The sequence below is a fragment of the Janthinobacterium sp. Mn2066 genome (assembly GCF_049319705.1).
Taxonomy (GTDB): domain Bacteria; phylum Pseudomonadota; class Gammaproteobacteria; order Burkholderiales; family Burkholderiaceae_D; genus Janthinobacterium.
This window is the reverse complement of sequence record NZ_JBMOUF010000020.1, coordinates 54,370-68,144: the sequence shown is the minus strand read 5'-3', so window position 1 is coordinate 68,144 and position 13,775 is coordinate 54,370. Positions and strand designations below refer to the sequence as shown.

General features: G+C 61.5%; 11 protein-coding genes. 9 read left to right on the top strand and 2 right to left on the bottom strand.

Features of this window, described 5'->3' with window-relative positions; translation table 11 throughout:
* Window positions 1-445: 445 nt before the first annotated feature.
* The 8 genes from ACL9RI_RS27050 to ACL9RI_RS27015 all read left to right on the top strand — a co-directional run bounded on the left by ACL9RI_RS27050 (window position 446) and on the right by ACL9RI_RS27015 (window position 10,285).
* Complete coding sequence (locus ACL9RI_RS27050) at window positions 446-1,756, top strand: ABC transporter substrate-binding protein (protein WP_183676954.1); 1,311 nt, start codon at window positions 446-448, stop codon at window positions 1,754-1,756.
* Between the two features lie 216 nt (window positions 1,757-1,972).
* On the top strand, window positions 1,973-2,833 hold the full coding sequence (locus ACL9RI_RS27045; RefSeq protein ID WP_422729547.1) for a carbohydrate ABC transporter permease: 861 nt from the start codon (window positions 1,973-1,975) through the stop codon (window positions 2,831-2,833).
* Between the two features lie 10 nt (window positions 2,834-2,843).
* Entirely contained in the window at window positions 2,844-3,662 is an 819-nt protein-coding gene (locus ACL9RI_RS27040) for a carbohydrate ABC transporter permease (protein ID WP_422729546.1), read from the top strand.
* A 23-nt stretch (window positions 3,663-3,685) separates the two neighbouring features.
* The gene (locus tag ACL9RI_RS27035) at window positions 3,686-4,723 is read left to right on the top strand and encodes an ABC transporter ATP-binding protein (protein WP_422729545.1); all 1,038 of its coding nucleotides are present in this window, start codon (window positions 3,686-3,688) and stop codon (window positions 4,721-4,723) included.
* 11 nt (window positions 4,724-4,734) lie between these two features.
* The gene (locus tag ACL9RI_RS27030) at window positions 4,735-6,210 is read left to right on the top strand and encodes a mannitol dehydrogenase family protein (protein WP_422729544.1); all 1,476 of its coding nucleotides are present in this window, start codon (window positions 4,735-4,737) and stop codon (window positions 6,208-6,210) included.
* 13 nt (window positions 6,211-6,223) lie between these two features.
* A complete protein-coding gene (locus ACL9RI_RS27025; protein WP_422729543.1) occupies window positions 6,224-7,141 on the top strand; it encodes a helix-turn-helix domain-containing protein in 918 nt (305 codons plus the stop codon).
* Window positions 7,142-7,209: 68 nt separating this feature from the next.
* Entirely contained in the window at window positions 7,210-8,166 is a 957-nt protein-coding gene (locus ACL9RI_RS27020) for a helix-turn-helix domain-containing protein (protein WP_422729542.1), read from the top strand.
* 67 nt (window positions 8,167-8,233) lie between these two features.
* A complete protein-coding gene (locus tag ACL9RI_RS27015; RefSeq protein WP_422729541.1) occupies window positions 8,234-10,285 on the top strand; it encodes an esterase-like activity of phytase family protein in 2,052 nt (683 codons plus the stop codon).
* A 78-nt stretch (window positions 10,286-10,363) separates the two neighbouring features.
* Here ACL9RI_RS27015 and ACL9RI_RS27010 read toward each other — a convergent pair whose 3' ends face one another.
* Window positions 10,364-12,448: a prolyl oligopeptidase family serine peptidase gene (locus tag ACL9RI_RS27010; protein ID WP_422729540.1), complete on the bottom strand. Its 2,085-nt coding sequence runs from the start codon at window positions 12,446-12,448 to the stop codon at window positions 10,364-10,366.
* Window positions 12,449-12,577: 129 nt separating this feature from the next.
* Window positions 12,578-13,297, bottom strand: a complete 720-nt coding sequence (locus tag ACL9RI_RS27005; RefSeq protein WP_422729539.1) for a glutathione S-transferase family protein — start codon at window positions 13,295-13,297, stop codon at window positions 12,578-12,580.
* A 113-nt stretch (window positions 13,298-13,410) separates the two neighbouring features.
* On the opposite strand from ACL9RI_RS27005, the gene ACL9RI_RS27000 reads away from it, so the two are divergent.
* Window positions 13,411-13,761, top strand: a complete 351-nt coding sequence (locus tag ACL9RI_RS27000) for a winged helix-turn-helix transcriptional regulator (protein ID WP_422729538.1) — start codon at window positions 13,411-13,413, stop codon at window positions 13,759-13,761.
* Window positions 13,762-13,775: the final 14 nt, after the last annotated feature.

Below are 13,775 nucleotides of genomic sequence, written 5' to 3'. Positions count from 1 at the left end.
CGAGCTGCCGGCGCCAGCGCGCAGGTAGCCGTGGAAACCTTCGGTGTCACTTGGGAACATGGGGCCGGCAGCAGCGGTGCCCCAGGCGAGGACGAGCGCGCTCAGCAAGAAGGTCTTGACAGGGTAGTTCATATTGTCTCCAGGAGTGTCGGTATCGATGTGCTGGCCGGAAAGATTTCCTGGCGCCAGAACGTGCAGTCTTATGCTGCACAGCGAGTCTAGCAGCGGTTTTTTTGCCAACATGATACGAAACCAGCAAGTATTGATACTTTCTTCCAAGCTGTTGTTTTTGCTGAATGTCGATACTCTGGTTCACTGCAGGGCTGCAAAAGAGTATCGATTTGCGGTTTTGGAGTATCAGAAAGTATCAGGATCCAGTGATACATTGTGATCGTGGTGCTAAGTATCAGGCATTGCCTACGACAAAAAACACTGGAGACACACAATGAAACGTTCCGCCATTGCCGCGCTGTGCGCCGGCGCTTTCTGCTTGACCTCTTCCGCCTTTGCCGCCACCGATCTGGTGATTGCGACCGTCAACAACGGTCACATGATCGAAATGCAAAAGCTCAGCAAATTCTTCGAACAAGCCAATCCTGATATCAAGCTCAAATGGGTGACCCTGGAGGAGGGCGTGTTGCGCCAGCGCATGACCACCGATATCGCCACCAAGGGCGGGCAGTTCGACGTGATGACCATCGGCCTGTATGAAACCCCGATCTGGGGCAAGAAAAACTGGCTGATCCCGATCAAGCCCGACGCCAAGTATGAAATCGACGACTTGCTGCCATCGATCCGCGAAGGCTTGTCCGGCGACGGCAAGCTGTACGCCTCGCCGTTCTATGGCGAAAGCTCGATGATCATGTACCGCAGCGACCTGGTGAAAAAAGCCGGCATGACGATCGAAGACCGTCCGACCTGGAACCATTTGCGCGACGTGGCCGCCAAGATCCACGATCCGGCCAACGGCGTGTACGGCATCTGCCTGCGCGGCAAGCCGGGCTGGGGCGACAATATGGCGCTGATCACCACCATGGCCAACTCGTTTGGCGGCCAGCTGTTCGACATGCAATGGAAACCGCAATTTACCAGCAAGCCGTGGAAAGATGCGGTCAACATGTATGTCGACCTGATGAAGAAATATGGTCCGCCAGGCGCCGCCGCCAACAGCTTCAATGAAAACCTGGCCTTGTTCAACCAGGGCAAGTGCGGCATCTGGATCGACGCAACGATCGCCGCCTCGTTCATTACCGACCCGAAACAGAGCAAGGTCGCCGATAAGGTTGCCTTTGCGCAATCGCCGGTCGGCACCACGGAGCGGGGCGCCAACTGGCTGTGGATCTGGTCGCTGGCGATTCCATCGAGCTCCAAGCACCCGAACGAAGCGCAGCGTTTCATCAACTGGGCCACGTCGCCCGACTACGTGAAACTGGTGGCCAAGGAAACCGGCTGGGCCAACGTGCCGACTGGCACGCGCAAATCCACCTACGCCAGCCCTGAATTCCAGAAAGTGGCGAAATTTGCCGCCGCCGAAGGCAAGGCCCTGGCCACCACCCGCAACGTGCAAAGCACCTTGCTGCCATCGCCGTACGTAGGCGTGCAATTCGCCTCGATTCCTGAATTCCAGGTGATCGGCGTGGCCGCCGGCCAGCAAATGGCGGCAGCCCTGCTGGGCAAGGTCACGGTCGACCAGGCGCTGGAATTGTCGCAGCAGACGGCGGACCGTGAGATGCGCAAAGGTGGCTACTACAAGTAGGGGTAACGCCTGACAGTACCTACTGCGCGTCGCGCTTTGCGGCCTGCGATGCTCACCGTACTAAAGTACGGCTGCGCTTCTCAGCCACAAATCACTGCCGCTCGCTACGGTATTGTCAGGCGTCTCAACTGCTGCTGTATTACGTGGTTTGTAAACCGGTGATGGGATGGGCATCTTTAATCCGATCGTCACTCCCTCACGCTTCAAGAGAATCCTATGAAACGCATTATCCCCCGGACTTTGCTGACGCCGGCTGTAGTCGCCGTCTCCGTCATTTCCGTCGTGCCCCTGCTGATCACGCTGTTTTACTCGTTTGTGCGTTACAGCATGCTCGACCCGAGCGGCCATCCTTTCCATGGCTTGACCAATTTCCACTTTTTCTTTACCGATGCCTCGTTCTTGCCGGCATTGCAGAATACTTTCACCCTGCTGTTTTCCGTGATGCTGATCACGGTGGTATTTGGCGCTGCGCTGGGCCTGCTGATCAATGAAGCGTTTCCCGGCCGCGCCATCGTGCGCGTGCTGCTGATTTCGCCGTTTCTCGTCATGCCAGCCGTCAACGCGCTGATGTGGAAGAACATGTTGCTCAATCCCATCTACGGCCTGTTTGCGCAGATCAGCATTTTCTTTGGCGCCACGCCCATCGACTGGCTGTCGGCCCATCCCCTGTTTTCCATCATCATGATGGTGTCCTGGCAATGGCTGCCGTTCGCCTGCCTGATCTTCATGACGGCCTTGCAATCGATGGACCGCGAACAGCTGGAAGCGGCCCGCATGGACGGCGCCAACTACCTGCAGCAGTTGCGCTACCTCTACATTCCCCATCTGGGACGCGCCATGTCCGTGGTGCTGATGATCGAGATGATTTTCCTGCTGTCTATCTTCGCGGAAATCTTTACCACCACCGGTGGCGGCCCTGGTTTCGACACGACCACGATCACCTTCATGATTTACCAGCAGGCACTGTTGTCCTATGACATAGGAGCGGCCTCGGCCGGCGCACTGTTCGCCGTGCTGATTGCCAATATCGCCGCCTTCTTCCTGATGCGCGTCATCGGCAAGAACCTGTCGAAATAAGGAGACCACGATGCATACCAAATTTACCCTCTACGGCCGCACGTTCGCCGCCTGGCTGTTCGCGCTGCTGCTGTTCTTCCCCATCCTGTGGCTGGGCATGATGGCGTTCAAGACGGAAGGGCAGGCCATTTCCACGCCGCCATTGTTCTTCTTCACGCCGACCCTGGAGAGTTTCCATGAAGTATTGGCGCGCGACAATTACTTTGCCTATGCCTGGAACTCGCTGTTTACCAGCGTGCTGTCGACGGCCATCGGCTTGCTGATCGCGATTCCGGCCGCCTACTCGATGGCCTTCTTTCCCACCCGAGGCACCATCGGCTTGCTGAAATTCATGCTCAGCTCGCGTTACATGCCAGGCGTGGGCGCGCTGATGCCGATCTATATCTGCTACCAGTATTTCGGCATGCTCGACACGCGCATCGGCCTGACCATCATGTTCATGCTGATGAACCTGCCCATCATGATCTGGCTGCTCTACACCAGCATGAAAGAGTTGCCGCGCGAAATCCTGGAAGCGTCGCGCATGGACGGCGCCACCGTCTGGGACGAATTTCGCCACGTGGTGCTGCCGCTGTCCGTGGGCGGCATCGCTTCCACCGCCTTGGTCTGCATGGTGTGGTCGTGGAATGAGTCGTTCTGGTCGCTGAACCTGGGCGCCTCGAACGCGGGCACCCTGGCCTGGCTGATCGCCTCGTATTCCAGCCCCGAAGGCTTGTTCTGGGCCAAATTGTCGGCCGCCTCGCTGATGGCGATCGCCCCGATCATGGCGCTGGGCTGGTTCTGCCAGAAGCAACTCGTACAAGGCATGACCTTCGGCGCCGTTAAGTGAAAAATAAAATCTAGGATGACATCATGGCTTACCTTCAACTGAGAAATATCGAAAAATTCTTTGGCGAGCACCGCGCCATCAAGGGCATCGACCTGGAAATCAAGCAGGGCGAGTTCGTCGTCTTCGTGGGGCCGTCCGGCTGCGGCAAGTCCACCTTGCTGCGCCTGATCGCGGGCCTGGAACCGATCGACGGCGGCAAGCTGTCGCTCGACGGGCGCGACATCACCAGCCTGCCATCGTCCAAGCGCGACCTGGCGATGGTGTTCCAGTCATATGCGCTGTATCCGCACATGACGGTGTTCCAGAACATGTCGTTCGCCTTGAAACTGGCGGGCGTCGACCAGAAGATCATCCGCGAAAAAGTCGACAAGGCGGCCGCCATCCTCGACCTGGGGCGTTACCTGGAGCGCACGCCGAAGGAACTGTCGGGCGGCCAGCGCCAGCGCGTGGCGATTGGCCGCGCCATCGTGCGCGACCCGAAAGTGTTCTTGTTCGATGAACCGCTGTCCAACCTGGATGCGGCCCTGCGCGTGCAGACGCGCATCGAGATCGCCAAGCTGCACCGCGAACTGGGCGCCACCACCATCTACGTGACCCATGACCAGGTCGAGGCGATGACCCTGGCCGACCGCGTGGTGGTGCTGCGCGATGGGCAAATTGAACAGCATGGCTCGCCCCTGGAGCTGTATGACCGGCCTGCCAACCGCTTTGTGGCGCAATTCATCGGCACGCCGAGCATGAACGTGGTGCCGGCCGACGCCGTGCCGCAGTTGCTGGCGCAGTCCGGTGGCAGGGGCCAGGCCGATGGCTTTATCGGCATCCGCCCGGAACACGTCAACCTGGGCGCGCAGCAGCAGGGCAGCGTGCCCGTCACCGTCGACCTGGTCGAGTCCCTGGGGGTGGAAACCCTGACCTATGTGCGCTTGCCGAACAATGTGCAGGTGGTGTCGCGTGGCGCCGAGCGCAGCAGCCTGCAGCCGGGCCAGCAGACACACCTGACCTTTGAGCCAGGCTTTACCCATTATTTTGACCGCGCCGGCAAGACCTGCGGAGCAGCATAAGGAGTTTTTTCATGACAGCACTGCATTTGAATCAAGCCAACCTGGCACAACTGCCGGCCAATGTGACCGGCCCCGCCTATGCGCGTGACACCCTGGTGCCCAGCATCGTGCATATCGGCGTGGGCGGTTTTTACCGCGCCCACCAAGCCGTGTATCTCGATGATCTGCTCGCATTGCCTGGGCACGCGCAATGGGGCTATTGCGGCGTAGGCCTGCTGCCGTCCGACGCCGCCATGCGCGACGCCATGCAGTCGCAGGACGGTTTATATACGGTGGTCGAGCGCAGCGCCGCCGGCGACACGGCGCGCGTGATCGGCTGCGTGGGCGAGTACCTGTATGCGCCCGACGATCCTGCCGCCGTACTGGAAAAACTGGCCGCGCCCAGCACCCTGATCGTCTCGCTGACGATCACCGAAGGCGGCTATTATGTGAACCAGGGCACGGGCGAATTTGACGCGACCCATCCTGATATCGTGTACGAACTGGCGCACCCGCAGGCGCCGCGCTGCTCGTTCGGTTATCTGCTGGCCGCCTTGTCCTTGCGCCGCCAGCGCGGGCTGCCACCGTTTACCATCCTGTCCTGCGATAACCTGCAGCACAATGGCGATGTCACGCGCAGCATGCTGCTGGCCTTTGCCGCCTTGCGCGACGCAGACCTGGCGCAGTGGCTGGCCGCGCATTGCAGTTTCCCGAACAGCATGGTCGACCGCATCACGCCGGCCACCACCGATGAACACCGGGCGCTGGTGCGCGACAGCTTCGGCATTGCCGACGCCTGGCCCGTGGTCTGCGAGCCGTTCCGCCAGTGGGTGATCGAGGACGCCTTCCCCCATGGCCGCCCGGCCTGGGAGCTGGTCGGCGCGCAGATGACGCACGACGTGCTGCCGTATGAAAAAATGAAGCTGCGCCTGCTGAACGCCAGCCACCAGGCCCTGTGCTATATCGGCATGCTGCTCGGTTACACGTATGCGCATGAAGCCATGAACGACGCCGGCATCCGCGCGCTGGTGCGCCGCATGATGGACGATGAAGTCACGCCCTTGCTCGATACGGTGGAAGGCGTCGACCTGGCGGCATATAAAGACACCCTGATCGAGCGCTTTTCGAATCCCGCCGTGCGCGACCAGCTGGCCCGCATCGGCACCGAAGGTTCGGCGCGCATCCCGAAATTCGTGCTGCCATCGGTGCGCGAAGCGCTGGCACAGGGGCGCGCCATCAAGCTGCTGGGCTTTACGGTGGCATGCTGGTTCCGCTACCTGGAGGGTCACGACGAGCAGGGCAATACGCTGCCGCTCAACGATCCGTATGCGGAGCGTTTGCGCGCGCTGGCGCTGCAGGGCGGCGCCGATGCCACGGCGCTGCTGTCGCTGCATGAACTGTTCGGCGAGCTGGGCGAGTCCCCTGTCTTCGCCTCGGCGGTGCAGCAGGGACTGGCCAGCCTGTACGGGCAGGGCGCGCGCACTGCGCTCGAACAGGTCGTATTGTAGAAGGAGGGGCGTCATGTCTCGCAAAGCGACCCACTCGCCGCCGCAGATGGAGCATGAACAGCAGCGTGACGCCACGCCTGGCTTCGAGCCGAAAGGCAGTTTCGGCTTTATCCGCTACCTGGAGCATGGCTTTCCGAATCCGCTGGTGCGCTGGCATTACCACGACGAGTACGAGCTGCACCTGATCCTGGAAACCAGCGGCAAGGTCTTCGTGGGCGACTATATCGGGCAGTTCACGCCGGGCCACCTGGTGCTGACGGGCCCGAGGGTGCCGCACAACTGGGTCTCGCTCGACACGCCGGCCGAAGGCGTGGCCTTGCGCGACATGGTGATCCAGTTCGCGCACCCGCCGCTGGCGGCGATGGCGACCTCGATTCCCGAGCTGAAAACCGTGTTTCCGCTGCTGCAGCGGGCCTTGCACGGCATCGAATTCTTTGGCGTCAGCGAGCAGGCGCTGCGGCGCTTCCAGCGCATCCGTGACATCAGCGGCCTGCCGCGCTTCATCGAGTTTTTGAGCTTGCTGGAAGAGCTGGCGCAAACCAGCGATTACCAGCTGCTGTCGACCGTGCCGATGCAGTCCAGCGACGACGATGTAGCGCTGGCGCGCATCAGTTCGGCCATCAACTACATCGTGCACAATTACAGCAGCCAGTTTTCACTGAAGCAGCTGGCCGAGCAGGTCGACATGCCGGAGCGGACCTTTTCCCGCTTCTTTCGCAGCGCCACCGGCAACAGCTTCACCGATTTCGTCAACCGGCTGCGCATCAACAAGGCTTGCCAGCTGCTGATGGAAACGGAGCGCTACGTCAGCAATATCTGCTACGAAGCAGGTTTCAACAACGTGGCCAATTTCAACCGGCGCTTCCTGGAACTGAAGGGCATGACGCCGAAGGAGTTCCGCCAGCAGGCGTCGGGGCGCTATGGCGAATGAGGGCGTGGCTGCCGCTGCCCCCATTTTGAGGTAGCATGGGCGGACAGGCAGGGGACAGGATAATCATCATGACGAGCATGGAACACACTTGGCTGGTGCACCGGGATGGCGAGCGCAAGCCGCCGGAGCTGGAGCGCGAAAGCTACGACGGCATCATCAATTACCTGGAACACGGCTACCCGAGCACGCGCGTGCGCTGGCACTGCCACGAAGAATACGAGCTGCACCTGATCGTCGCCACCAGCGGGCGGCTGTTCGTGGGCGACTATATCGGTGAATTTTCACCGGGCCACCTGGTGCTGACGGGGCCGCGCTTGCCGCACAACTGGATCTCCAGCGTGGTGCCGGAAGGCGGCGTGGCCCTGCGCGACATGATCGTGCAGTTTGCCCATGCGCCGCTGGCGGGCGCCGCGCGCTGCATCCCCGAACTGCGTGAAATCCTGCCGCTGCTGGAGCGCTCCAGCTATGGCGTGGAGTTTTTCGGCATGGGCGCCGAGGCCGAACAGCATTTGCTGCGCATCCGCGCCACCCACGGCGCCGAGCGTTTTGCCGAATTCGTGCAATTCATGGGCAAACTGGCGCGCACGGCCAATTACCGTTTGCTGTCGAGCGCATCGATGCGTTCGTATGAAGACGACGCCACCCTGGCCAAGGTCAATTCCGTCCTCAACTACATCACGGAAAACTACCGCGAGCCGATTTCGGCGGAAATGCTGGCCGAGCAGGTAGGCATGTCGCTCAGTAAATTCTCGCGTTTCTTCCGCAAGGCGACCGGCAACAGCTTCACCGATTTTCTCAGCCGGCTGCGCATCAACAAGGCTTGCCAGCTGCTGATGGATACCGACCAATACGTGGTCAACGTCTGCTACGACGTGGGCTTCCAGAACGTGGCCAACTTCAATCGCCGCTTCCTGCAGGTGAAGGGCGTGACGCCGAAGGAATTCCGGCGCCAGGCCGACGGCCGTTTCGGCGGCATCGGCGGGCCGCCCGATGCGCTGGCGGCGGCAGTGTCGCAATCACTATAGTTTTTGTCATCTTCTTGTCACTTTGATACAGTAGGCTGGGCGCTTCGATTCCTATACCGAGGCCCGCATGCACGCTGTCACCCCATCCCATCTGAAATTGAGCTTGCTGGCCCTGGCGGCCGGTGTGTGCCTGGCCGCTTGCGGCGGCAGCGACAGCACGCCGGAGCCGGCCAAGCCGGTGGCCTTGTCCGGCGTGTTCCTCGATGGCGCGGTGGAAGGCCTCGACTATGTAGCGGGCAGCGCGGCCAAGGCCAGCACGGGCGCCAAGGGAGAATTTAGCTGCAATCCGGGCGATACGGTGAGCTTCAGCGTGGGCGGCCTGGCGCTCGGCAGTACCTTGTGCAGCACCGTCGTGACGCCGCTGACGCTGGCCGCCAGCACCAGGGTGCAGGATGAAAAAGTCATCAACCGCCTGATGGCGCTGCAATTGCTGGACGAGGACAGCGACCCATCGAACGGCATCAAGCTGACAAACGAGGTGAAGACCGCGCTGGCCGCCAAGACGCTCGATTTTTCTGCCGCGCCGGCCGCCTTCAACACGGCCCTGGCCGCGCACCTGGCCAGCTTGGGCGGCAAATTCGCCGGCCGCAGCGTCGATGCGGACCGCCGCGCGCTGGTGCGCGAACATTTCGAAGACACGCTGGCGTCCAAGGTCGGCACGCCCGTCAACGAAACGCTGACGCAAGCCAATCCTGTCGGTGAAGTGAAAGTGACGGTGACGCGCTACCAGATCCAGGCGGCAAACAACTTTTATGTGCCGTATGAAGGGACGAATGCCAGGATCAAGGCCGAATTCCCGAACGGCTTTTTGCCATCCTACGGTTCCGGCCTGGCCTTCAAGGGCACGAATGCGAATGGCGACCTGGAGTTTTACGGCTTGACGGACCGGGGCCCGAACGGCGATGGCCCGCTGGTGCCCGACCCGGCCGGCAAGGGCACGATCGGCAGCAAGATATTCCCGTCTCCCAGTTTCACGCCCGCGTTTGGCATTATCACCGTGGGCAAGAACGGCGCCGTGCTATCAAGCAGCACGCCGATCAAGGTCAGCGGCACCGTCAACAGTTCGGGCTTGCCCGTGCCGGTCGGCTCGGTCGGCAACTCGGCCGAGATTCCCGTGATGGACGCCATGAAGTTTGACCCGGCCGGCAAGGCCGTGTTCAATGCCGGCGGCCTCGATACGGAAGCCATCGTGGTCGACAGGAAGCGCAATGCGCTGTGGGTCTCCGACGAATATGGCCCGTTCATCGTCAAGCTCGATCCGGCGACAGGCGTAATCCAGGCCAAATATGAACCGGGCAAGGGCTTGCCCGCGCTGTTTGCCAAGCGCCGCGCCAACCGCGGCATGGAAGGCTTGACCCTGGATGCCGCCAGCGACAAGCTGTATGCCTTTTTGCAAAGCCCCTTGAGCGACGGCACGGCCATGTATAGCGTCACCAAAAAAGCCGAGCAGGTCGAGCGCTTCGCCGGCTTCACGCGCTGGATCGAATTCGACCCGGCGACGGGCGCCAGCGGCAAGATGTACGCCTACCCGCTCAATGCCGCGGACTATCAGGATGGCCGCACGGGCAATGCCAAGCTGGGCGACATGGTGGCGCTGGGCGGCGGCAAGTTCCTCGTCATCGAGCAGGGCGCCGCACCGTCGGGCAAGGTATTCAATAAACTGATGTTGGTGGACCTGAGCGCAGCCACCGATATTTCCGCAGCGGCCTACAACGCGTCCACCTCGGACCTGGAAAAAAGCAGCATGGGCGGGGTGGCCGTCAACGGCGCCGACTGGTCGGCCGTCAAGCCGATCAAGAAAACCTTGCTATTGGACTTGAACGCCATCGGCTGGGCGGCGGAAAAAGCGGAAGGACTGACCCTGGTCGACGGCTCGACCATCGCGCTGGCCAATGACAACGACTTCGGTTTGAAGACCAAGGTGTTCGATGCTGCCGGCCTGGAAGTGGCGGATGCCGATGTCACCAAGTGCACGGTCGATGCGGCGGGCGTGATTGTCACCAGCAGCGCCGCCGGCTGCAACGCCGCCAACAGCATCCGCGTGGCGCGCGGCGACGACCGCGAACGCCCAAGCCGGTTGTGGATCGTCAAGTTCGCCCAGGCGCTCAATACGTATTGATACCGTTTGACGGCACAATAGATGAAAAAAACCGCACGGCGCAAGCCGTGCGGTTTTTGTGTTCAAGCTGGGACTACATTATTTTTTAATGTAGGTATCGAGCCAGTTCAATACCGTGTGATGCCACAGCAGCGAGTTGGCCGGCTTCAGCACCCAGTGGTTTTCGTCCGGGAACACCAGCAGCTTGCTCGGGATGCCCTGGCGCTGCAGCGCCGTGAACGTGCCCAGGCCTTGCGTGGTCGGGATGCGGAAGTCGAGGTCGCCCTGCACCACCAGCATCGGCGTTTTCCAGTTTTTCACGTAGTTCACGGGATTGAATTTCTCGTGCTTGTCGGCCGCATTGAAGTAAGGACCGCCGTTTTCCCACTCATTGAACCACAGTTCTTCGGTCGAGTAGTACATGGCGCGGTTGTCGAATACGCCGTCGTGGTTGACCAGGCATTTGAAGCCGTCCGGCCAGTTGCCGGCGATCCAGTTCATCATGTAGCCGCCGTACGACGCGCCCAGCGCGCAGCTGCGCTCGCGGTCCAGCCACGGGAATTTCTGCACGGCTGCCGCCAGGCCTTTTTGCAGGTCGACCAGGGGCTTGCCGCCCCAGTCGCCGCTGATCGAGTCCGTGAACTTCTGGCCATAGCCGGTCGAACCGTGGAAATCGATGAAGACGGTGGCATAGCCGGCGCCTGCATACACTTGCGGATTCCAGCGGTAGCTCCAGCTGTTGCCGAAGCTGCCTTGCGGGCCGCCATGCACCAGGAATGCGATCGGATATTTTTCACCGGCCTTGGCATTCCATGGCTTCATCACGTGGCCGTAGACGGTTTCGCCATCGGCGCCGGCGAACGAGAACTGCTCGTACTCGCCGAAGCGCACGTCAGCCAGTGCTGCCGCATTCTGTTTGGTCAGCTGCACCATCGGCGCCGTCTCGGTCTTGGCGTCGAGCTTGCGCGAGTACAGCTGCGCGCCGCCCGCCAGGCTGGCGTGGGTCAGCACGATGGTATTGCCGCGCACGTCGAATTCGCCGACCGCGCCCTTGCCCGTCAGGGCGGCGACCTTGCCATTGGCGGCGTCGATATGGAACAGACGGTGCTGGCCGATATCATCGGCGGCCACCAGCAAGCCCTTGCCGTCCGGCGTCCAGCGGAAGTCGGCGACCGAGCGGTCCCAGTCGTCGGCCAGCGTGCGTTTCTTGCCAGTGGCGACATCCATCAATACCAGGTGGAAGCGGTCCGCTTCGAAGCCAGGCTTGGTCATGGCCACGTAGGCCAGCGTGCGGCCGTCCGGCGAATAGGTGGCGCGCGCATCCCAGGCCGGATTTTCCGGTGTCAGGTTGCGTGGCGCCTGGCCACCGATGGCCGGCACGGTGTAGACATCGAAGTTGGTCGACCACGATTCGGTGCGGCCAGCCACGCGTACCGAGAAGGCGACCGTCTTGCCGTCCGGGCTGAAATGGTATTCGCCATTGTCGCCGAACGGTTTCGACGGCGTGTCGCCATCCAGCGTGCCGCTCAGGCTGACCGGCGTGGCGCTGACACGGCCCGTGGTGTCGATCGGCGCCGAGTACAGCACATTGCGGCGGCCATCGGCCCAGGTGTCCCAGTGGCGCACGAACAGCTGGTCGTAGACCATGCCGCTGGCCTTGTTCCTGGCCTTGTCATCGAGGCGTTTTTTGGTGCAGGCGAGGTCGGCGCAATCGAGGAAGACGCCCATGCTGAAGGCCAGGCGGTCACCCTGTGGCGACAGGCGGAAGGTGTCCACGTCCAGCGGCAGGTCGGTGACTTTCGACGCTTCGCCGCCGTTCAGGGGCAGTTGCCACACTTGCGAGGAGCCGGAGCGGCCGGACAGGAAGTAGATCACGTCGCCGTTGGGCGACCATTCAGGATCGGTGGCGCTGGACTCGCCGCGCGTCAGCTGGCGCGGCGCCGCGTTCGGCGCGCGCAGGTCGATCAGCCACAGCTGCGTGTTGCCGCGGTTTTTATCCAGGTTGGTGCTGCGCACCGTGTAGACCACGCGCGTGGCGTCCGGCGACAGGACGGGGTGGCCGACCCGTTCCATGGCGACCATGTCTTCGACGGTGAAACCGCGCGGCGCGGCCAGTGCCGGGACGGCGGCCGTGGTGGCCATGGCGGCACTGAATGCTCCCAAGAGCAGCAGACGTAAACTCATTCGAACTCCCGTTTTTATTACGACGTTATTAATTTGATATAGACGTAACCGGCTGTACCGCCGGCAGGCCAGTATCATAGCAATAAAGCGCCGCCTCCAACGGGTTTTGAATTTTGCTGGTCCTTCGATTTACCCTAACTGGTCCAGTGCCACATGACCGAGAAAGCCGCCCTGGCTGGTAGCGGGCAAGCCATGTTCGATGGCGTGGGCGAACTGCACGGCGGGTTCTTGCTGCAGTCTTGTCAGCAGGTTTGCGACCCTGGGCGTATCGCTCAGGCGGGCCAGTGCCAGCGGTTCAACCCAGCGTGCGGTGGCGGCAAAATAGGCGTCGGCGAGGCCGGTTTTATCCGTGCCAGCCAGCCAATCCCGATTCTCAAGCAGGTGTTCCAGATGGGCCAGGCTCTTGCCGACCTTGTCGATTGCCATCTCGCGCCAGACGGCAATGCGGTGATCGTCTTCCGGTGCGCGCGCTGCCTGGAAGGCCGGCATGAAAGCCGAGTGGAAGGTGGTGTGCAAAAAAGATAGCACGCTGTTCTGGCGGTCGTATGCACGCGTGCCCGGCGCAAAACCCAGCCCCGCTTGCGGTGCGCGGGCGGCGATATGCAGCAGGATGGCCATGCTTTCCAGCAGTGGCGTGCCATCGTCTTGCAGCAGCGCCGGCGTTTGTCCCAGCGGATTGATGGCGAGGAAGGCGGGATGCTGCTTGCTGGCCGGGTCGCGTGCTTCTATCCTGGCCAGGCGATAGGGCAGGGTGCTCCATTCGAGGGCGACGATGCTCGCGAACGAGCAGCCGAAGGGCACGCTGTAGATCAGCGTAGTGTCAAGATGAGATTCGAGCTTGGTTTCCATGCAGGACTCCTTGAAGTGAGTGGATGGACGCAGTCTAAGCCCGATAGTTACTATTTGGAAGAAGGCAGAATAATGTGATATAGGTACATTTTTTATACCAGGTGAGCTAAAACATGAAGGAAAATATCTCGGGTTGTGCGGTGGAAGAGGCGATGCGTTTGCTGGGCGGACGCTGGCGCATCGTGCTGCTCAGCTATCTGATGGCCGGCCCCAAACGTTTCAGTGAAATTCGCCGCGCCGTGCCGAATATTTCCCAGCGCATGCTGACCCTGGACTTGCGGGCGCTGGAAGAAGCGGGCCTGCTGACGCGCACGATTTACGCGGAAGTGCCGGTCAAGGTCGAGTATCGCTTGACGGACGAGGGACTGCGCTTGAGGGAACTGGTCGAGATGCTGCGCGCCGTAGGCCTGCGTTTGCGTGGACAAGCCGATGGCGGCGGCGCTTTCCTGGCTGCTGGCGAGTAATGCTCAATGTGTCT

Coding starts and splice junctions, on each gene's coding strand:
- ACL9RI_RS27050 (WP_183676954.1), top strand. CDS start 446: ATGAAACGTTCCGCCATTGCCGCGCTGTGCGCCGGCGCTTTCTGCTTG.
- ACL9RI_RS27045 (WP_422729547.1), top strand. CDS start 1,973: ATGAAACGCATTATCCCCCGGACTTTGCTGACGCCGGCTGTAGTCGCC.
- ACL9RI_RS27040 (WP_422729546.1), top strand. CDS start 2,844: ATGCATACCAAATTTACCCTCTACGGCCGCACGTTCGCCGCCTGGCTG.
- ACL9RI_RS27035 (WP_422729545.1), top strand. CDS start 3,686: ATGGCTTACCTTCAACTGAGAAATATCGAAAAATTCTTTGGCGAGCAC.
- ACL9RI_RS27030 (WP_422729544.1), top strand. CDS start 4,735: ATGACAGCACTGCATTTGAATCAAGCCAACCTGGCACAACTGCCGGCC.
- ACL9RI_RS27025 (WP_422729543.1), top strand. CDS start 6,224: ATGTCTCGCAAAGCGACCCACTCGCCGCCGCAGATGGAGCATGAACAG.
- ACL9RI_RS27020 (WP_422729542.1), top strand. CDS start 7,210: ATGACGAGCATGGAACACACTTGGCTGGTGCACCGGGATGGCGAGCGC.
- ACL9RI_RS27015 (WP_422729541.1), top strand. CDS start 8,234: ATGCACGCTGTCACCCCATCCCATCTGAAATTGAGCTTGCTGGCCCTG.
- ACL9RI_RS27010 (WP_422729540.1), bottom strand. CDS start 12,448: ATGAGTTTACGTCTGCTGCTCTTGGGAGCATTCAGTGCCGCCATGGCC.
- ACL9RI_RS27005 (WP_422729539.1), bottom strand. CDS start 13,297: ATGGAAACCAAGCTCGAATCTCATCTTGACACTACGCTGATCTACAGC.
- ACL9RI_RS27000 (WP_422729538.1), top strand. CDS start 13,411: ATGAAGGAAAATATCTCGGGTTGTGCGGTGGAAGAGGCGATGCGTTTG.